The organism is Billgrantia desiderata (genome assembly GCF_900108215.1).
In the GTDB taxonomy this organism is placed as follows: domain Bacteria; phylum Pseudomonadota; class Gammaproteobacteria; order Pseudomonadales; family Halomonadaceae; genus Halomonas; species Halomonas desiderata.
The window spans coordinates 26,714-45,391 of sequence record NZ_FNVC01000002.1 but is presented as its reverse complement, the minus strand read 5'-3'; the positions used below and the strand labels follow the sequence as shown (position 1 = coordinate 45,391).

Annotated in this window: 13 protein-coding genes and 2 riboswitches; of the genes, 3 read left to right on the top strand and 10 right to left on the bottom strand. The window is 68.9% G+C overall.

Annotated elements, in window-relative coordinates; genetic code table 11:
- Nucleotides 1–2: 2 nt before the first annotated feature.
- Genes C4S71_RS02555 through C4S71_RS02530 form a run of 6 tightly spaced genes read right to left on the bottom strand, consistent with a single transcriptional unit; the run spans nucleotide 3 to nucleotide 10,028 of the window.
- Nucleotides 3–632: a precorrin-8X methylmutase gene (locus tag C4S71_RS02555; RefSeq protein ID WP_103968109.1), complete on the bottom strand. Its 630-nt coding sequence runs from the start codon at nucleotides 630–632 to the stop codon at nucleotides 3–5.
- Nucleotides 616–1,896, bottom strand: coding sequence for a cobalamin biosynthesis protein CobG (locus tag C4S71_RS02550; protein ID WP_103968108.1), 1,281 nt, complete (start codon nucleotides 1,894–1,896; stop codon nucleotides 616–618). Before C4S71_RS02550 ends, C4S71_RS02555 begins: the two co-directional genes overlap by 17 nt.
- On the bottom strand, nucleotides 1,893–5,774 hold the full coding sequence (gene cobN, locus C4S71_RS02545; protein ID WP_103968107.1) for a cobaltochelatase subunit CobN: 3,882 nt from the start codon (nucleotides 5,772–5,774) through the stop codon (nucleotides 1,893–1,895). Before cobN ends, C4S71_RS02550 begins: the two co-directional genes overlap by 4 nt.
- Nucleotides 5,774–6,898 (bottom strand): cobalamin biosynthesis protein CobW, encoded by a 1,125-nt coding sequence (cobW, locus tag C4S71_RS02540; RefSeq protein ID WP_103968106.1) that lies wholly within the window; start codon nucleotides 6,896–6,898, stop codon nucleotides 5,774–5,776. Before cobW ends, cobN begins: the two co-directional genes overlap by 1 nt.
- Nucleotides 6,895–8,283 (bottom strand): cobyrinic acid a,c-diamide synthase CobB, encoded by a 1,389-nt coding sequence (locus tag C4S71_RS02535; protein ID WP_103968105.1) that lies wholly within the window; start codon nucleotides 8,281–8,283, stop codon nucleotides 6,895–6,897. Before C4S71_RS02535 ends, cobW begins: the two co-directional genes overlap by 4 nt.
- Nucleotides 8,283–10,028, bottom strand: coding sequence for an AAA family ATPase (locus C4S71_RS02530; RefSeq protein ID WP_200825217.1), 1,746 nt, complete (start codon nucleotides 10,026–10,028; stop codon nucleotides 8,283–8,285). Before C4S71_RS02530 ends, C4S71_RS02535 begins: the two co-directional genes overlap by 1 nt.
- A 146-nt stretch (nucleotides 10,029–10,174) precedes the next feature.
- Nucleotides 10,175–10,380, bottom strand: a riboswitch (cobalamin riboswitch).
- Nucleotides 10,381–10,594: 214 nt separating this feature from the next.
- Here C4S71_RS02530 and C4S71_RS02525 point away from each other — a divergent pair.
- The 3 genes from C4S71_RS02525 to C4S71_RS02515 are packed head-to-tail and all read left to right on the top strand — an operon-like array spanning nucleotide 10,595 to nucleotide 13,574.
- Nucleotides 10,595–11,749 carry an ABC transporter substrate-binding protein gene (locus C4S71_RS02525; RefSeq protein WP_479688556.1) on the top strand — a complete coding sequence of 385 codons (1,155 nt, stop codon included), beginning with the start codon at nucleotides 10,595–10,597 and terminating at the stop codon, nucleotides 11,747–11,749.
- 26 nt (nucleotides 11,750–11,775) lie between these two features.
- Nucleotides 11,776–12,813, top strand: a complete 1,038-nt coding sequence (locus tag C4S71_RS02520) for a FecCD family ABC transporter permease (RefSeq protein ID WP_234238303.1) — start codon at nucleotides 11,776–11,778, stop codon at nucleotides 12,811–12,813.
- Nucleotides 12,810–13,574, top strand: a complete 765-nt coding sequence (locus C4S71_RS02515; protein ID WP_103968101.1) for an ABC transporter ATP-binding protein — start codon at nucleotides 12,810–12,812, stop codon at nucleotides 13,572–13,574. The genes C4S71_RS02520 and C4S71_RS02515 overlap by 4 nt, the downstream gene beginning before the upstream one ends.
- Nucleotides 13,575–13,630: 56 nt before the next feature.
- On the opposite strand, the gene C4S71_RS02510 is transcribed toward C4S71_RS02515, so the two are convergent.
- The 4 genes from C4S71_RS02510 to C4S71_RS02495 are packed head-to-tail and all read right to left on the bottom strand — an operon-like array spanning nucleotide 13,631 to nucleotide 18,155.
- On the bottom strand, nucleotides 13,631–14,398 hold the full coding sequence (locus tag C4S71_RS02510) for an ABC transporter ATP-binding protein (RefSeq protein ID WP_086509933.1): 768 nt from the start codon (nucleotides 14,396–14,398) through the stop codon (nucleotides 13,631–13,633).
- On the bottom strand, nucleotides 14,398–15,378 hold the full coding sequence (locus tag C4S71_RS02505) for a FecCD family ABC transporter permease (protein ID WP_086509934.1): 981 nt from the start codon (nucleotides 15,376–15,378) through the stop codon (nucleotides 14,398–14,400). Before C4S71_RS02505 ends, C4S71_RS02510 begins: the two co-directional genes overlap by 1 nt.
- 7 nt (nucleotides 15,379–15,385) lie before the next feature.
- The gene (locus C4S71_RS02500; protein WP_086509935.1) at nucleotides 15,386–16,255 is read right to left on the bottom strand and encodes a cobalamin-binding protein; all 870 of its coding nucleotides are present in this window, start codon (nucleotides 16,253–16,255) and stop codon (nucleotides 15,386–15,388) included.
- Nucleotides 16,256–16,301: 46 nt separating this feature from the next.
- Nucleotides 16,302–18,155 (bottom strand): TonB-dependent receptor domain-containing protein, encoded by a 1,854-nt coding sequence (locus tag C4S71_RS02495; RefSeq protein WP_086509936.1) that lies wholly within the window; start codon nucleotides 18,153–18,155, stop codon nucleotides 16,302–16,304.
- 261 nt (nucleotides 18,156–18,416) lie between these two features.
- Nucleotides 18,417–18,644, bottom strand: a riboswitch (cobalamin riboswitch).
- Nucleotides 18,645–18,678: the final 34 nt, after the last annotated feature.

Genomic DNA, 18,678 nt, shown 5'->3' with positions numbered 1-18,678 from the left:
GCTCATTCGCTGCGATCCGCCATGGCATTGAGGGCAGCCACCGTCACCGCGCTGCCGCCGAGGCGGCCTTCGACGATCACGCAGGGGGCCGCGGCGCTCTCCCACAGGGCCTGCTTGGATTCGGCGGCCCCCACGAAGCCCACCGGGCAGCCGATGATCGCTGCCGGACGCGGGCACGCCGGGTCTTCCAGCATGTTGAGCAGATGGAACAGCGCGGTGGGCGCATTGCCGATCGCCACCACCGCCCCGTCAAGATGGGGCCGCCACAGCTCCAGCGCCGCCGCCGAGCGGGTGGTGGCCAGTTCCCGGGCCAGCTCGGGCACTCGCTCGTCGTGCAGGGTGCAGATGACGGCGTTGTCCGCCGGCAGGCGCTTGCGAGTGATGCCCTCGGAGACCATGCGTGCATCGCACAGGATGGGAGCGCCCTGCTCCAGCGCCGTCCGGGCCCGGTTCACCGCATCGCCGCGGAAATGAATATGCGCGGCGAGTTCCACCAGCCCGGCGGCATGGATCATGCGCACCGCCACCGGCTCCTCCTCCGGCGCGAAACGCGCCAACTCGGCCTCGCGCCGGATGATGGAAAAGGACTCCCGATAGATGGCCGGGCCGTCCGTTTCATAGACGTAAGGCATCGCGATTCTTCTCTAGGTGTTCGATAACATCGGATTCATCCAGGCCGGTGGCCACCGGCGTCCCATCGGCGCGACCGCCGACGATCAGGTCGAAGCGTCCCTCCCGGCCGGTCAGGCAGAGGTCCGTGGGCGCCTGGCAGGCGCAGCCCTTGACGCAGCCGGACAGGTGCACGCTGCCCGCCTGGCCGTTCAGCCGTTCGGCCAACTCCTGCGCCAGGCCCAGGGTCGCCACGCTGGCCTGCTCGCAGTAGGGCGCGCCCGGACAGGCCTGCATGGCCAGGCGCGGATCGCTCTCGCTCTCCAGCAGCCCCGACGGCGAAGACGCCCCGACGGGAAAGCCCTCGACCAGCAGCCGCCGCCAGGGGGTGAGCCGCACGGCGCCGACCGAATCCGACGAGGCTGACGCCGCCACGACTGACTCCGACACGATCAGGGCCCGCAGCGTCGCCGCCGGTGCCCGCCCGAACGGCAGGCCCAGCACCCGGCCCCAGGCGTGCTGTCCCAGGGCCGGCACGCAACCGGCGGCGGCAGGCCGCTGCGTGGCAGGCGCCCAGGGCGGCAGCGGCGCCGGGTGCCGACGCATGCGGCCGGCGTCGATCCCGCCGCTGTCGACGAACCAGTGCAGCAGGCGAATCAGCAGCTCGACGGCGGCCGCGGGCGAGTCCACCGGGGTGCCCTTTTCCCGCCCGTCGGCACGGACCAATAAGGCGCCCGAAGACTGCGCCGGCAAGGCGTCCGAAGCCCGCGCCGGCAAGCCCCCTTCCAAGCCCCCTTCCAGCGAGCGTTCGATACGGAAATCCGCCGAGACTTCGCCCAGCAGCGGCGCGGCGCCGGCATCGATGGCCACGCCCATCTTGGCCGGCAGTGCCGGCAGCGCATCGAGCCGGGCTTCCAAGCGTCGCGCCACCTCATGGGTGGCGTCGCCCGGCTGCCAGTCGGGCGCCAGCAACAGCGGCAGCCGACGCTCCTCCTGCGGGTCTGCCGCCACCAGGCCGTGCTCGACGAGAAAGGTCATCAGCCCGGGCCAGCTGGCGTCGGATACGCCGCGCAGCTGCAGGTTGGCCCGATTGGTGAGTTCGATCAGGCCGCTGCCGAAGGTCTCGGCCGCCTCGCACAGGGCCAGCATCTGGTGCCGGGTGAGACGCCCCAGCGGGGGGCGTACGCGCACCAGCAGCCCATCGCCGGAGGCCATGGGGCGCCAGGCGCCGGGACACCAGCCCTTGATGCGCGGCGCGCCCGCCGGCCGATTCGCCTGGTTCGTCATGGCGCCGCCACCTCCCGGGTTTCGTCGATCTCCAGCAGCAGGTCCTGCAGGGCCGGGCCCTGTTCGCCGGGCTCCCGCCACAGGCCGCGCTGGATGGCCTCGAGCAGGCGCTCGGCCATCTCCTCCATGGCCGCCGGATTGTGCTTGCGCAGGAACGCCTGGTTCTCGTCATCCAGCACCAGCGCCTGGCTGACCTGGGCATACTGGTAGTCGGCCACCAGGTCGGTGGTGGCGTCGTAGGCGAACAGGTAGTCCACCGTTGCCGCCATCTCCGCAGCCCCCTTGTAGCCGTGTTCGCGCATGGCCTCGATCCACTTGGGGTTGAGCACCCGGGAGCGGATCACCCGGGCCAGTTCCTGCTCGAGGCTGCGCATGCGCGGTCGCGCCGGATTGGCATGATCGGCGTGATAGATGCTCGGTGCCTGGCCGCTGAGGGCGCGGCTGGCGTTGGCCATGCCGCCCTGGAAGGCGAAGTAGCCGTTGGAGTCGAGGATGTCGTGCTCGCGGTTGTCCTGGTTGTGCATCACCGCCTCCAGCCCTTCGAGTTGGTGCTCGAAGGCCGCCCGGGCCGCCACCCCCGACTCGGGAAACTGGCCGTAGGCGTAGGCTCCGCTCGCCAGGTAGGCGTCGGCCAGGTCATCGGCGTGCCGCCAGGCGCGCTCGTCGAGCAGCCGGTTGAGGCCGGTGCCGTACTCGCCGGGCCGGCTGCCGAAGACCCGATAGCCGGCCTCCCGCGCCGCCTGCTCAGGGGAGCGGCCCTGCGCCTCGAGCTCCTGCCGGCGCGCCATGACCGCCGCACGGATGGTGTTGGCCTCCCCCGGCTCCTGGTACTCGGCCACCGCCCGTACCGCCCGGTCGAACAGGCGGATGACGTTGGCGAAGGCGTCGCGGAAGAAGCCGGAGACCCGCAGGGTGACGTCCACCCGCGGCCGCCCCAACAGCATGGCGGGAATCACCTCGATGTCGATCACCCGCCGCGAGCCCAGCGACCACACCGGCCGCACGCCCATCAGGGCGAAAGCCTGGGCGATGTCGTCGCCGCCGGTGCGCATGGTGGCGGTGCCCCAGATCGACAGGCCCAGCCGCCGCGGATAGTCGCCGTGATCCTGCAGGTAGCGCTCGACGAAGGCCCGGGCCGAGGCCTCGCCCAGCGACCAGGCGGCCGGCGACGGAATCGAGCGATTGTCGACGCTGAAGAAGTTGCGCCCGGTGGGCAGCACGTCCAGACGCCCGCGACTGGGCGCACCGCTCGGCCCGGGCGGAACGAAGCGCCCCGCGAGGCCGGCCAGCAGCGACTGGATCTCCATCTCGACGCCGCGCTGCATGGCTGCCCAGAGCCCGCTGCGCACATGGCGCAGCTGCTCGGCGGTGGCCGGATAGTCATGGGCCAGGCTGGCCAGGCAGCCCTCCGCCACGACGTGCGTCTCCACCAGGCGGTGGGCGAGCCGCTCCAGGCGCTCGCGGGTATCGGCGGCGCTGCGCCAGGGGGAATCGTCGAGCTCGGCCAGCGCTGGAGGCCGCGGGCCGTGCCAGGGCTCGGCCCCGGCCGCCAGGGGGTCGAACGCCGGCGGCAGCCCCAGGTCGGCGGCCAGGTTGTGCAGCAGGCCGCGCTGCGCCGGCTGATCGCCTCTCGGCAGCCGCAGGATGGCGACCAGAGTTCCGGCCAGCTTGTCTCGCGGCGGCAGGCTGCCCAGCACGTGCAGGCCGTGGCGGATCTGCGCCTCCTTGATGTCGCACAGATAGGTGTCCAGCTCGTTGAGCAGGCGCTCGTCATCCACCTCCCCGGCCGTCTCCCCGCCTGTTCTGCCCTGCGCCAGTTCGCGGTCGATGCCGGTGTCGCGCAGGTGGACGAGGATGCGCTCGCGCAGCAGGGTCTCGCGTCGCGGGTCCATGCCCAGGGCCTGGTAGTACTCGTCGGTCAGCGACTCGAGTTCGGCCATGGCGCCGTAGAGTTCGGCACGGGCCAGCGGCGGCATCAGGTGATCGACGATCACCGCCTGGCTGCGGCGCTTGGCCTGGGCGCCCTCGCCCGGGTCGTTGACGATGAAGGGATAGAAGTGCGGCAGCGGCCCCAGGGCGACGTCCGGCCAGCACTCGGCGGAGAGCGCCGCGCTCTTGCCCGGCAGCCACTCCAGGTTGCCGTGCTTGCCGACGTGGATCAGCGCATCCACCCGGTAGTGCTCGCGCAGCCAGAGATAGAAGGCCAGGTAGCTGTGAGGCGGCACCAGCTCGCTGTCGTGGTAGCTCTGGAGCGGATCGTCACCCAGGTCGCGTAGCGGCTGGATGCCGACGAAGGTTTCGCCCAGGCGAATGCCGGCGATCATCAGCCGGCCCTGGCGATGCTTGGGGTCCTCGCTGGGTGCGCCCCAGCGCCGCCACACCGCCTCCTGCAGGGCTGGCGGCAGGGTCCGGAACCAGGCCAGGTAGTCGTCGAGGGCGATGCTCTGCCAGCAGCCGCGCTGGTCCAGCCCGCGGGGGTCGTTGGTCACCCCCGCCTGCAACCGCCGCATCAGGGCATTGCCATCCGCCGGCAGGTCGTCGACCGGATAGCCCGCCGCGGCCAGGGCGCGCAGGATCGCCAGCGTCGAGGCCGGCGTGTCGAGGCCGACGCCGTTGCCGATGCGGCCGTCGCGGTTGGGGTAGTTGGCCAGCACCAGCGCCAGGCGCTTGTGCCGGTTCGGCTTGCGCTGCAGGTCGCTGAAGCGCCGCGCCAGCCGGGCGACGAAGGCGGCGCGCTCCGGGTGCAGGGCGTGGCGGATCACCGGCAGTTGGCAGCGCTCGCTGTAGTGGGCCTCGCTCTTGAAGCCCACCGCCCGGGTCAGGATGCGGCCATCCATCTCCGGCAGCACCACCTGCATGGCCATGTCGCGGCTGCGCAGGCCGCCGGCCTCGGCCTGCCAGTCCTCCTCGGTGCTGCTGGAGAGGATCGCCTGCAGCACCACCGGCCGGCCGACGAAGAGCCCCGCTAGGTCCTGGTCGAGCTGCTCTTCCCCCGCTGCCTCGCTCTCGTCGGCATGGCGATTGACCGAGAAGCCGGTGGTGTTGATCACGATGCCGGCCCCGGTCTGCTCGATCAGGTGGTTGACGAAGGCCAGGCAGGCCGGCTCCTTGAGCGAGGCCACCGCCACCGCCAGGGGCGCGAACCCCTGGGCCTCGAGCACCTCGAGCAGGCCATCCAGCACCGCGGTGTTGGCGCCCTGTAGATGGCTGCGATAGAACAGCAGCAGACAGACCGGGCGCGTCCCATCCTGCTGCCTTCGCCACTCGTTGAGCGTCATTGCCGGCTGGCCGTGCGGGGATTGCCGAGCGGGCGTTGCGGGAAAATAGAGCAGTGCCGCGGGCAGCGCCTGAGGCTCGCGCCACGCCAGCGGCAGCCCAAGGCACTCGCTGCCGACACAGCGCAGCAGCTGCTCGGCGTTGTCGACCCCACCCTCACGCAGGTAGCGCCACACCCGATGGGCCGTGGCGACAGGCACGCTGGAGTCCGCCAGCAGGGCGTCGTCCGGGGCGTCGCAGCCCGGCACCAGGATCAGCTGACGGCGCCGGTCGGCGGCGGCCCAGGCCAGCAGGCGATCAAAGCCGTAGCGCCAGTAGCCGCTGCCGCCCAGCAGCGAGACGATCACCAGCCGCGCCTGTTCCAGCACCCGATCCTCGTAGAGGTCGTAGGCGGCCGGCTTGATCAGGTTCATCCAGTTGGCCAGGCGTAGCGAGGGAAATCCCTCACCGCCCGCCTCGGCCAAGCGCTCTGCCGCCTGGGCCAGGGCCGACAGGCTGCTGTCGGCGGCCGACAGGATGACGATCTCGGCGGGGCTCTGCTGCAGATCGACGATACCCTCGTCGTCGACGAAGCCCCCCGGCTTGGCAGCGAAGAGATGCATCAGGCGCTCGTCGCGATCTCGACGTCTGCCAGGGCGTCATGCAGCGCCGCGCCATCCAGTCCCTTGCCGATGAAGACGAGCTGGGTGGCGCGCGGCTCGTCCTGCCCCCACAGCCGGTCGAAGTAACCGTCCAGACGTTCGCCCACGGCCTGGATCACCCGGCGCATGGGCTTGCCGGGAATCGCCGCGAAGCCCTTGGCGCGATAGATCTCGTGATGCTGCAGCAGCTGCTGCAGGCGCGCCGCCAGGGCCTCGCCGTCGACCTCGCCCAGGCGGATCACGCAGGAGTCGAAGTGATCGTGGGCGTGGTCGTGATGGGCGCCCTCGGCGTGGTGGCGATCGTGGTGGTTGTCGATACGGTCGATGCCCTCCTCGCTGGCCGCACCGATGCCCATCAGCGCCTCCAGTTGGGCGCGGTCCTCGGCCAGCCCCTTGTCGATGAACAGGGTCTTCACCGAGGCCGGCACCCGCTGGGCGACCAGCGCTTCCACCCGGGCCCGTTCGGCCGGGTCGAGCAGGTCGGTCTTGCTGACCAGTACCAGATCCGCCGCGCTGAGCTGGTCGTCGAGCAGCTCGCGCAGGCTGGGATCGTGATCGAGGGATTCGTCGGCCCGGCGCTGGGCCTCCACCCTCTCCACGTCGTGGGCGTAGCGGCCGGCGGCCACCGCCGGGCCGTCGACCACGGTGATGATCGCATCCACGGTGCAGTGCTGGCGCACCTCCGGCCAGTTGAACGCCTGCACCAGCGGCTTGGGCAGGGCCAGGCCGCTGGTCTCGATCAGGATGTGGTCGATCGTGTCGCGGCGGGCCATCAGCTGTTTCATGACCGGCAGGAACTCCTCCTCCACGGTGCAGCAGATGCAGCCATTGGCCAGCTCATAGATGCCGTTTTCGATCTCGACCGGGGCGCCGCCCGCCTCGTCGCGGCCTTCTTCATTGCCCTCTTCACAGCTCAAGGCACAGCCGCGCAGCAGGCTGGAGTCGATGTCCTGCTCGCCGAACTCGTTGACGATGACGGCGATGCGCTTGCCGGTGACCTGGCGCAGCATGGCGGCCAGCAGGGTGGTCTTGCCGCTGCCCAGGAAGCCGGTCACCACCGTGGCGGGGATCTTGTTCAGGTTCATCCTTGGGACTCCTCGGGGGTAAGGGAATGAGTCTCTAAAGCGCTTGCCGGCTGCCCGCTCGCCGTGAACAGCCGGGCCAGGGCGTCGGGGTTGTCGGGAAAGAACAGATGCAGGTAGCTGGCCGTGAGGCCGCGCTGGCGATAGATCGCCTCGCCCGGCGCGGGGTGGCGCTGACGCCGGCAGAAGGCGATGGGCGCCGGCGTGCCTTCCGCCATCGAGCGGTGATGGGCGTGGCCTCGCACGGGCCCTTCCGGCAGCTCGGCGGTCTGCATGCCCTGACAGCCGCGGCGTCCACGCATGGCGCCGTGGCCCGGCAGCAGCCCCAGCAGGGTGTGGGTCTCGCCGTCGATGTCGGTCAGACTCTCCAGGCAGTAGAGCAGGCCGCCGCACTCGGCGAGGATCGGCTTGTCGGCGGCGAAGAAGCGGCGCAGCTCGTCGCGCATCGACACGTTCGCCGCCAGCCGTGCGGCGTGCAGCTCGGGGTAGCCGCCCGGCAACCACAGCGCATCGCAGGGGGGCAGGTGGCGGTCGGCCAGCGGCGAGAAGAAGCGCAAGGTCGCCCCCATGCGCTCCAGCAGATCCAGGTTGGCCTGGTAGATGAAGCTGAAGGCCGCGTCCCGGGCCACGCCGATGACCCGTCCCTGCAGCGAGGGCATGGGCGGCTCGGCGGCCTGACGCGGCGCCTCGAAGGTGACCGGCGGCAGCTGCAGCAGCGCCTCCGCCAGCCCCTCGGCATCCAGCGCCCTGGCGCCGGCCTCGAAGCGCAGCTCCAGCTCGGCGCGGATCTCGTCGGCCTGCACCAGTCCCAGGTGGCGCTCCGGCAGGGTCAACGCGCCGTCCCGCGCCACCGCGGCCAGCAGCGGAATCTCGGCAGGCAGTGCGGACTCGATCAGCTCACGGTGGCGCTGCGAGGCACAGGCGTTGGCGATCAGCCCGGCGATGCGGATGTCGTCGCGAAAGCCCGCCAGGCCGGCCACCAGCGCCGCGGCGGTCTGGGCCATGCCCTTGACGTCCATGACGATGACCAGCGGCAGGCCGAACAGGGCGGCCAGGTCGGCGCTGGAGGGCTCGCCGTCGAACAGCCCCATGGCGCCCTCCACCAGGATCAGATCCGCCTCGCAGGCCGCCTCGAAGAAGCGCTGGCGGCAGTAGGTCTCCCCCGCCATCCACAGGTCGAGCTGATCCACCGGCCGGCCAGAGGCCTGGGCCAGGATCTGGGGGTCGAGGTAGTCCGGCCCGGTCTTGAACACCCGCACCACCTTGCCGCGGTTGCGCAGCAGCCGGGCCAGCGCCGCGGTCAGCGTGGTCTTGCCCTGGCCCGAGGCCGGTGCGGCGATGAACAGCGCAGGACAGGCAGCACTCGGCCGCTCGACAGGTTCCTTCATCACGCCTGGCCTCCTGGCCGTGAACGGCCCGCCGGCAGCGGCAGGCGACAATAGCGGGCGCCGAGCTGCTCGGCGATGGTCTCGCCCCGCCCCCGCCTGACGGCGGCCTGCTCGGTATCGACGACCAGGCAATCGCCCAGCGCCGGCAGGCCGGCCAGGGATTGCCGGGTGCGGCCGTCGGTGATCAGGTAGGTGCGTATGCGCAGGTCGGCCTCCTGCCGCCGCCACTGGCGAATCAACCGCGCCGCCTGCACCACGACCTGGCGCAGCGGCGTACCGCCGCCGCCGTCAGCATTGTCGAGCCGCTCACGCAGCGCCTTGGGCGCACGGCGGCGCAGCAGGATCGGCGTGACACCGTCATTGCCGAAGCCGAGCACGGCCATTTGCTCGCGGGCGGAATAGGCCTGCCGGGCCAGTTGCTCGACCAGCCCCTTGGCCCGCCCCAGCAGTTGCCGCCCCAGGGTCGAGGCGGAGGTATCCAGCAGTACCAGATGAACCGTCGGCGGGACGATTCGCGCCTGGCGATACTGCAGTCGGCGCCAGGGCCAGCGACCGCGATTGGCAATCAGGGTGGCGAACCAGTCCGGCCGGGGCGATGCCTGGTAGGAGCGACGCTGATGGCCCCGCCGCCTGACCGCTGGCATCGGGGGAGCCATGAAGCCATCCAGTCCACGCTCGTGGGCGACACTGTCCGCCAGGCTCGGGGCCGGCACGCTGACGCTTTTCTGCGCTACCGGCGGCATGGCGCCCCACTGCCCCTGGCCGCTCGAGCCTGACGTGCCGCCACCGGAACCTGCCGGCCCGCTCGACGCAGGTGGTGTACCGGAGCTTGGCGGCGGCGGTGGCGGATTATGGCCCGAGTGCCTGCCCGGCTCCTGGGCAGGCGGCGAAGTCCGCCGATGCGCCAGCACCCAGGGCCCGACGACCTCCAGATCCTCCCTGGCCACGGCAGCGGCGCCGCGCCAGGCGGCGTGGGCCTGGGCCGCACGATGCCAGGTCACGTCCGCCCGCAGCCCTTCGACGCCGGCCGCCTGACAACCCAGCGCGATGTGCTCGTAAACCCACGCCTCGCTGACGATCTCCGGCAGCGCCGACTGGGCACGCCGGATACGCTGGGTCAGAGCTGCCTGGGCCTCGCCGTGACGTGCCACATAGCCCTTGGGGTCGCGGTCGAAGGCTTCGCGTTGCTGCACGATGACGATGCGCTCTTCCACGCTGACCGCGGCGTGCTGCTCGAGGCAGAGGCCGAAACGGTCGAGCAGCTGCGGGCGCAGCTCGCCTTCGTCCGGGTTCATGGTGCCGATCAGGCGGAAACGCGCGGGATGGGAATGGCTGACACCGTCGCGCTCGACAACGTTGGTACCGCTGGCGGCCACGTCGAGCAGCAGGTCCACCAGCGAGTCCGGCAGCAGGTTGACTTCGTCGACGTAGAGCACGCCACCGTGCGCCTTGGCCAGCAGCCCCGGCTGGAAAGCCACCTCGCGCTCGGCGAGTACCCGCTGCAGGTCCAGGCTGCCGGTCAGGCGCTCCTCGCTGGCCCCCAGGGGCAGGGTGACGAAGGGCGGCCGACGCCCTTCGCCATCGTCAGGCAGGATCGCCGCCAGGGCTCGCGCCAGGGTGGATTTCGCACTGCCACGCGGCCCGCTGATCAGCACCCCGCCGAGCCGGGGGTGGATGGCGTTGAGCAGCAGCGCGGTCTTGAGCTCTGCCAGGCCGACCACGGCGGCGAAGGGAAACTCGCTCACGGGAGCCTCGCCATGCACCGGCTGGACAGGCAGCGGCACACGGCCGACAAGGCATCGATCGTAAACGGCGACAACCCCGCGGGAGGGGCGGATAGAGCGAACGCAGACACGGCATCTCCTCGGTGCCCACCGCACCGTTACGGGATGATGATGGATTGATGGGCCGGTCTCCGGGCTCGAGGAGGACGCCAGAACGACGTCGAAGCCTGCACCTTCCCAGCGCTATGCCAGTGGTTCCTGCAGGCGACTCACTCATTACCGTTGCGGGGGCAGCGATGGAATTGGCCTACGGCCTCACCATACTTCCCGATTATCCCCTAGACACAGGGGCACCCATTTCAGTCGGACCATCGTAAAGGAACTGCCGCAACCAGCGCAATGCGTAGCGTGTCCTGGCCTGACCTCAGTGCCTGCGGTGGCTGATTGCACAGCAAACTCTCTCGCAATCGACTGAAAACTCTAGATTTCACAGGTAGGAAAAAGCTTCCCCGTGCAGCGCCAAGACGCTACGGAAACCTCAACCTCGAAGGAAATTTTGGGGTTGTATTTTACCGCAGGTTTGAATCATGATCCTCGCCATTCGCACACGGCATCTCAGGCCAATGGCAGTGAATCCACGGCCGGCGCGAGGACAGAGATGGCAGCAATGCCGGGTTTCACGCCAAATCATCCGAAGAATTCTCCCAGACTCCGGACACCGACCAATGAAAATCGCTCGCCATTTCCTGCTTCCATTGTCGCTAATTCCCGCCTCATTCTCCATGGCAAGCGATACGGAATATCCATTGACCCTTACCAATTGCGGTATGGAAATCAGCTTCTCTTCCGCTCCTGAAGGCGTCGTTACCGTTGGGCAGTCCGCCACCGAGATTCTCTATTCCCTGGGCCTTTCCGATCGGGTGCTCGGCACCTCGGTCTGGTTCAATCCCGTGCTGCCTGAGTTCAGCGAGGTCAACGCCGGCATCGAACGGCTGGCCGACAATGACCCGAGTTTCGAAGCCGTGGTGAATCGTCGACCGCAGCTCGTCGCGGCCCAGTACGAGTGGCATGTGGGGCCCACCGGCAGCGTGGCGAGTCGCGAACAGTTCCACGAGTTGGGTATCGCCACTTATGTGATGCCCGCCGACTGCGACACCAAGGACAACAGCACCGGCGGCGACGGCACCCGTACCGCTGCCTTCTCCCCCGCGCATGTCTACAAAGGCATCACCGAGCTGGCCGCCATCTTCGACGTACAGGAAGCCGGCAGAGCCCTGGTGACCGAACTCGAGGCGCGTGAAGCCGACGCCATTGCCAAGGCCGAAAGCCTGGAGCTTCCTCAGGACCTTTCGGCAGTATTCTGGTTCTCTTCCCCCGATAGCTCGGTGGATCCTTACGTGGCAGGTCGGCTTGGCTCCCCCGGCTACATGATGGAGAAACTCGGTATTCAGAACGTCATTCAATCCGATGAAGAATGGCCTATCGTCGGTTGGGAATCCATTGCCCGCTCCGACCCTGACCTGATCGTTATAGCGCGCATGGATCGCCGACGCTTTCCCGCTGACGATATCGAAGAAAAGCTGAATTTCCTGCATAGCGATCCGGTGACCCGGGAGATGACGGCGGTGAAGAACGGCAACATCATCGAGATGGATGCTCATGCAATGAGTGCCACAATGCGCACGATCTTCGGCCTGGAATCGCTGGCCGATGCCTTGACGACACTCTCCTTCGAACGATGAAACTGGCCGCAGCAGTGCAGTTACCAATGGTTTTCCGATGGCGCTGGGTCTGGCTCGCGCCAGCGACGCTGTTCCTGGCCGTGATGGCCGGCACCGCGATCGGCGAAACGGCGATACCGCTGGAGACCATTCTCAAGGTATTGGCGAACCGGCTGTGGGGAGCGGAGCATGCCGTCGACCGAATCGACGCCGGCATCATCTGGAATTACCGCCTCAGCCGCGCCATCCTCGCCGCCTGTTGCGGTGCCGGGCTGGCCTTGTCCGGCGTCGTCCTGCAAGCCCTGCTGCGCAACCCGCTGGCCGACCCTTTCCTGATGGGAATTTCCGCCGGCGCCTCGACCGGCGCCGTGGCGGTCACCATCGCCGGACTCGGTGCCGGCGCCGTGACGCTCTCGCTCGGCGCCTTTGCCGGTGCGGGGCTGGCGTTCTCCCTGGTGGTACTGCTCGCCCGTGCCGCCGGCAGCGGCACCGGGGGTGGGCGCAGCGCCCAGGCCGCAGGTGCCATCATTCTGGCCGGTATCGCCGGGTCGCAGCTGTTCAATGCCCTTACCGCCTTCATCATTGCCAAATCGGCGAATGCCGAACAGGCCCGGGGCATCATGTTCTGGCTGATGGGCAACCTCTCCGGGGTGCGCTGGGACGACGTCACCCTGGGCCTGCCCGCCGCCCTGGGCGGCCTGCTGGTGTGCCTATGGTATCGGCGCGCCCTGGACGCCTTCACCTTCGGTGCCGACAGCGCCGCCTCGATGGGCATCGCCGTGCGCCGCGTGCGGGCGATCCTGATCGCCGTCATGGCGCTGGTGACGGCAACGATGGTGTCGATGGTCGGCGCCATCGGCTTCGTGGGGCTGGTGATTCCTCATGCCATGCGCTTTCTGGTGGGCAATCGCCACACCCGGCTGATACCGGCCTCGGCGTTGGCCGGCGCCGTGTTCCTGATCGGCGCCGACATCATCTCGCGCGTCATCGTGCCGGGGCAGGTGCTGCCGATCGGCGTGGTCACGGCCCTGGTCGGGGCGCCGGCTTTCGCCGTCATTCTGATTCGTGGGACGAGAAGACGATGAAACTGACCGCGGAAAGCGTCGGCTGGGCAATCCACGGGCACAAGCTGCTGGATCACGTCAGCCTCGGCATTGCGCCCGGCGAGACCTTCGGCCTGATCGGCCCGAACGGCTCGGGCAAGACCACGCTGCTGCGCGTACTGGCCGGACTGCAACGACCGAAAAGTGGGCGTGTGCTGCTGGACGACCGACCGATGCAGGCAATGCCGCAGCGCGATATCGCCCGTAGCATCGCTTTCGTCGAGCAGCAGGCGGAGACCCACGAGCGCATCGGCGCCAGGGAGGTGGTGGAGCTGGGCCGCACCCCCTTCCTCTCGCCGCTGCAACCCTGGACCGAGCAGGATGACGCCATCGTCCACCGCGCCCTCGAAGACGTCGGCATGCTGCCCCTGGCGGAACGCCTCTGGCACACCCTCTCCGGCGGCGAACGCCAGCGCGTGCACATTGCGCGCGCCCTGGCTCAGCAGCCGCGCATTCTGCTGCTCGACGAGCCCACCAACCACCTCGACATCCGCCACCAGCTCTCGATCCTGCGGCTGGTCAAGCAGCTGCCGGTGACGGTGGTCATCGCCCTGCACGACCTCAACCAGGCCATGGACTGCGACCGTATCGGCGTGATGGAAGCCGGCCGGCTGGTCGACCTCGGCACGCCCGAGCAGGTGCTGACCGCCGCCAGGCTGCGCCGCACCTTCGGCGTGCAGGCCGACATCCTCGAAGACCCCGTCGATCGAAGCCGGATCATGCGCTTTCGCTGCGCACTATGAAAAGTCCGACTGAGGAGCCCGACTGATCAGCCCGATGCTGGCTCCGTCAACGTTCCTCATCTAACGGGCACGAACACCGGGGCGCCGTCGATCTCGGCGGTGGCCAGGCGCTGGCCGTAGAGCCGCTCCAGGGCGGCGGGCACCAGCATGTCTCTGGCCGGCCCCCAGCACGCTTCGCCGTCGGGATAGAGCAGCAGCAGGTGGTCGCACCAGCGTGCCGCCAGGTTGAGATCGTGCAGGCACATCATCACCGCGCGGCCCTCGGCGGCCTGCTCGGCGAGCAGCGCCATCACCGCGCTCTGGTGATGCAGATCGAGATGGTTGGTGGGCTCGTCGGCGAGCCAGATCTGCGGCGCCTGGGTCAGCACGGTGGCAATCGCCAGGCGCTGGCGCTCCCCTCCCGAGAGCGTGCTGACCAGGCGCTCGGCCAGGTGATCGACATCGAGCCGCTCGAGCGCCGCCTCGGCCAGGCGCAGGTCCTCGCCGCCCTCCATCTGCCACGCCGACAGCCACGGATGCCGACCGATCAGCGCGGTCTCGCGCACCGTGGCGGGAAAGCCGTCGTGGCGCTCCTGGAACACCAGCCCCAGCTTACGCGCCACCTGTCGCCGGCCCAGCGCCGCCAACGGGCGGCCGTCGATCAGCACCTGCCCTGCCCGCGGCCCGCGCAGTCCCGCCAGGGTGTGCAGCAGGGTGGTCTTGCCGGCGCCGTTGGGACCGAGCACGCCCCACACCTGCCCCGGCTCGACGCTGAGCGTGAGCGCCCGGCCGTCGCGCCGCCCCGGCACGTCGATGACCAGCTCGCGGATCTCGAGGCGGTTCATCAGCGGCTCCGGTACAGCAGATAGAGGAAGGTGGGTACGCCGAGCAGCGCGGTGATCACCCCCACCGGCAGCTGCTCCGGGGCGATCATGGTACGCGCCAGGGTATCGGCCAGCACCAGCAGAGTGCCGCCGGCCAGGGCGCAGGCCGGCAGGATCAGGCGCTGATCGTTGCCCAGCACCAGACGCAGCATGTGCGGCACCACCAGGCCGACGAAGCCGATGCTGCCGGCAGTGGTCACCGCGGTGGCGGTGAGCACGCTGGCCACGACATAGATCGTCCACTCCAGCGGTCGCACGTTGACCCCCAGCGCCGCCGCCTGCAGCGGGCCGCGCGCCATGACGTTGAGGCTGCGCCCCAGCGGCATCAGCAGCAGGCAGATGACCAGCAGCAGCGCCAGCGGCGGCCACGGGGAGCGCGAGTAGGAGAGATCGCCCATCAGCCAGTAGAGCATGCCGGGCAGGCGCTCGGCGGGGCTTATCGCCAGCATCAGAGTGATCACCGCGCCCCAACCGGCGGCCACCACCACGCCGGTGAGCAGCAGCCGCGACGGGGTCCAGCTACCGGTGCCATGGGCCAGGCCGAACACCAGCAGCGTGGAGAGAAAGGCCCCGGCGAAGGCGGAGCCGGTGATCACCGCCCCGCCCAGCCCCGCCAGCATCGCCGCCAGCGCCCCCACCGAGGCCCCGCCGGAGAGGCCCAGCACGTAGGGGTCGGCCAGGGGATTGCGCAGCAGCACCTGCATCAGAGCACCGGCCACGGCAAGCAGACCGCCCACGGCAAAGGCCGAGAGAGAACGCGGGATGCGCAGGTCGAGGATCAGCGTGCGCGCCAGGGGGCTGCCCTCGCCGCGCGCCACCGCCCAGACGTCACCGAGCGACAGCGCGGCGCTTCCCAAAGTGACCGACAGCAGCAGCGCCGCCAGCCCCAGCAGCGCGAGCACGGCCAGCGGTGGCCACAGTACGCGCCGGGGCGTGGTCATGCCGGCCTCAGCGCTTGGCACGGGCACGCTCGAGCTGCTCGCAGAACAGGCGGCTGCCCTCGAGCAGCCGCGGCGTGGGGCGCTGGATCAACGATGGCGGCACGAAGTAGAGATTGTCACGTTCGACGGCGGTCAGGCTCGGATACTGCTGCCAATGGGTCAGCCAGCCACGGTTCTCCTCGCCCATGCCGCCGGCCAGGATCGCCTCGGGGTCGGCGGCCAGCACCGACTCGTCGTCGATGCGCGGCACCAGCCGCGACAGATCGCCGAACACATTGACGCCGCCGCACAGGGTCAGCACCTTGCCGATCAGGTGCTCGTCGTTGATGGTCATCAACGGCTCGTCCCACACCTGGTAGAACACCGATATCGGCTCGGCATCGGCGTAGCGCTCGGCCAGCGCCGCCATGCCGTCGCGGAATTCAGCGGCGACCCGTTCGCCCTCCTCCTGGGTATCGGCCAGCAGTGCCAGGCGCTCGACGGCGCCGGAAACGCCCTCGAAGTCCCGCGGCTCGATGTAGAACACCGGCATGCCCAGCGCCTCGATGGTCTCGAGCTGCTCGGGCGGGTTGCCGGTCATCCAGCCGATCACCAGGTCGGGGCTCAACGTCACCAGGGTCTCCAGATCCATGCGGGTATGGCTGCCCACCGACGGTACGTCCCTGGCTTCGGGCGGATAGTCGCTGAAGGCCACCACCGCCACCACCTTCTCCCCCGCCCCGGCGGCGTAGACCAGCTCGGTGGCACCGGGCGAGAGCGCGGCGATGCGCCTGGCCGGTGCCTCGAGGCACACCTCACGCTCGCGGTCGTCGATGGCGCACAGCGAACCGGCACGCGCCTCGCCGGCCACCGGCCCCGACAGGGCCAGCGCCAGCAAGGCACAGGAAGATGCAGCGGGGCCAAGGGCCCCGCCGAACCGGCCCTTACTGGCCAAAGTGAACACTGACGAAGGCCGCACGGCCGGCGTTGAGGTAGTCACGGGAAGTTTCGTACTCCTTGTCCAGGGCGTTCTCCACCGTCAGGCGAGCCGACCACAGCGGGGCGAACTGCCACCCGGCGCGCAGGTTGACCAGCCCGAAGCCACCGATGCGATCCTGGTTCTCGGCATCATTGTAGCGATACCCCTGAACGATCCAGGAGCCGCCCAGCGACCACTCGCCCAGCTCGCGATCCACGTCGAAACGGGCGCTCTGGCTGGCCCGGCGCTGGATACGATTGCCCGCATTGGCTCCGCTACGATTTTCCGGATCGATCCAGGTCAGGGCCGTCTGCAGGGTCCAGTGCTGGAGCTCGACACCTGTCGCGAGTTCGATACCTCGAATACGGGCCTCGTTGACATTCATGGGGGTCCAGCGGAACGGGTCGTCGGGGTCGGGCGTCCAGGCGATGAGATCGTCGATATCGCTCTGGTAAACGGCCAGATCCCAGAAGCCGCTGCGATACTGGCCTCTGGCACCCAGCTCGAAGGTACGGGAAGTCTCGGCATTGACGTCCGGATTGCCCTCGCTGCCCCACTCGTCCCAGTAGTAGAGATCATTGAACGTAGGCGCGCGGAAGGCAGTACCGTAGCTGGCGCGGAGCGTATGGTGAGCGTCGAACTCGAACCCCAGTGCGATGCCCCCGGTCAGTTCCCGGCCAAAGGCTTCGTTGTCATCGTGACGCAAACTCGCCTGGACCGAGAAGGGGTCGAAGTCGAGCAGCGCTTGGGCATACACGGCGACATTGTCGCGGCTTTCCTCGACGAAATCGTCGGTCGCCTCGATGGCATCATGCATGTACTCGGAGCCTACCACCAGCTGATGGGGGCCGAAATCCAGGGTATTGTCCCAGCGAGCCGCCCGGCTGCGCGTATCGAAAAAGCTGGTGCCGGTGGGGTAGCTCGTATCCTGCTCATCGCGGGATTCACTCAGTGTGAGACGGCTACGCCAGGTGTCGGTGAACGGGATTTCGCCATAGATGCCGGCGACCTGTTGGACAAAGTCCGTATCGGACGGCGCCCCGAAGCGATCGAACTCCGTGTTGCCACGGGTACGCAATGCCAGCATACCTACTTCCACTTCATTTTCGAAAGTATGGGCAATACGCGCCAGCGCTGACGTGTTGTCGTACCCCTTGTCCTCGCTATCACGACGTACCGGCGTTCCATCGGTGGTGAAATGACTGCCGGCAAAGCTGTAGCGTGTGCCGCCGCTGCTACCGGAGAGCCCGGCGCTGTAGCGCTGGGTGTTGAAGGAGCCGCCGCCCACCGAGACGCGTGGGTGCGGACCGCCCTCCTGCGCTTCATGAGTGAACAGCTGCACCACGCCGCCCACCGCATCGGCCCCGTAGAGGCTGCCCCGCGGGCCACGCACGATCTCGGCGCGCTGGAACATGCGCGGGTCGAGGAACTGCCAGGCCGCGCCGCCCGCCGTCGCCGAACGCAGGCGAATGCCGTCGATCATCAGCAGCGTCGACTCGTTGCCGGTACCCCGCAGGTAGACGCTGCTGTTCTTGCCGAAGCTGCCGTTGGTGATGACGTCCACCCCCGGCTGACCGCGCAGCATATCGGTAACGCTGGTGGGATCCTGCCGGCGCAGGGTGGCCTCGTCGAGCACGGTCACCGAGGAGAGCGTCTCGTCGGCGGTACGCGGCGCCAGGGTAGCGGTGATCACCATCGGGTTGAGCGCGACGGTGTCGGTTTCTTCGGCGGCGGTGGCCTGGGCCTGAACGGCCAGAGGAAGCGCTGCCAGGCCGAAGGCGGCCAGGCCCTGCGCGGCCAGGTGATGTCTGGTTTTCATTTCGATTCCCTTGCTCGCCGTGCCTACCCGCACGGTCTTCTAGGCGAAGCCGGGGTGGCGTGAAGGGGATCGAGAAAGGGAGAGAGGTGCGGCCCTGCCTCGAGGTAGCCCACCGCAACCCGGCATGAGGGAAACACCTACAAATGCCTGCGCGAGCGAATCGCTGCGTTGCGCGCTGCTCAAAATCCTCACCTATACCACATAGGCTCCGGTTTTTGCGCTGCGTGCGCCTTGCGCTTCATCCCGCTCGGCGATTTGTAAGATGTTTCCCGCCCTCAGGCCGGTCTCCGGGCTGACGAGTGAAGCGCCGACTACACGCTCCGGGTCCATCGCCTTCCCATGCAAAGCACAGTGGCGTGATGATGGACCTGCACTCGATCACCGTTGCGGGGGCAGCGTCGGAATGCGCCTCTTCGACTGCGAAGAGGACCACCGACTTCCCGTTTAACCTCGATAGGACAATGAGGCGCCTGAGAGTGGGCGTAAGCTAACAACAGCGCCGACGAACGTCAACGCACCGTTG

Bases quoted from the DNA above. Each gene is read 5' to 3' on its own strand.
- C4S71_RS02520 (WP_234238303.1), top strand. From the start codon at position 11,776: ATGGTTTTCCGATGGCGCTGGGTCTGGCTCGCGCCAGCGACGCTGTTC.
- cobW (WP_103968106.1), bottom strand. From the start codon at position 6,898: ATGAACCTGAACAAGATCCCCGCCACGGTGGTGACCGGCTTCCTGGGC.
- C4S71_RS02525 (WP_479688556.1), top strand. From the start codon at position 10,595: ATGATCCTCGCCATTCGCACACGGCATCTCAGGCCAATGGCAGTGAAT.
- cobN (WP_103968107.1), bottom strand. From the start codon at position 5,774: ATGCATCTCTTCGCTGCCAAGCCGGGGGGCTTCGTCGACGACGAGGGT.
- C4S71_RS02510 (WP_086509933.1), bottom strand. From the start codon at position 14,398: ATGAACCGCCTCGAGATCCGCGAGCTGGTCATCGACGTGCCGGGGCGG.
- C4S71_RS02535 (WP_103968105.1), bottom strand. From the start codon at position 8,283: ATGAAGGAACCTGTCGAGCGGCCGAGTGCTGCCTGTCCTGCGCTGTTC.
- C4S71_RS02515 (WP_103968101.1), top strand. From the start codon at position 12,810: ATGAAACTGACCGCGGAAAGCGTCGGCTGGGCAATCCACGGGCACAAG.
- C4S71_RS02555 (WP_103968109.1), bottom strand. From the start codon at position 632: ATGCCTTACGTCTATGAAACGGACGGCCCGGCCATCTATCGGGAGTCC.
- C4S71_RS02495 (WP_086509936.1), bottom strand. From the start codon at position 18,155: ATGAAAACCAGACATCACCTGGCCGCGCAGGGCCTGGCCGCCTTCGGC.
- C4S71_RS02550 (WP_103968108.1), bottom strand. From the start codon at position 1,896: ATGACGAACCAGGCGAATCGGCCGGCGGGCGCGCCGCGCATCAAGGGC.
- C4S71_RS02505 (WP_086509934.1), bottom strand. From the start codon at position 15,378: ATGACCACGCCCCGGCGCGTACTGTGGCCACCGCTGGCCGTGCTCGCG.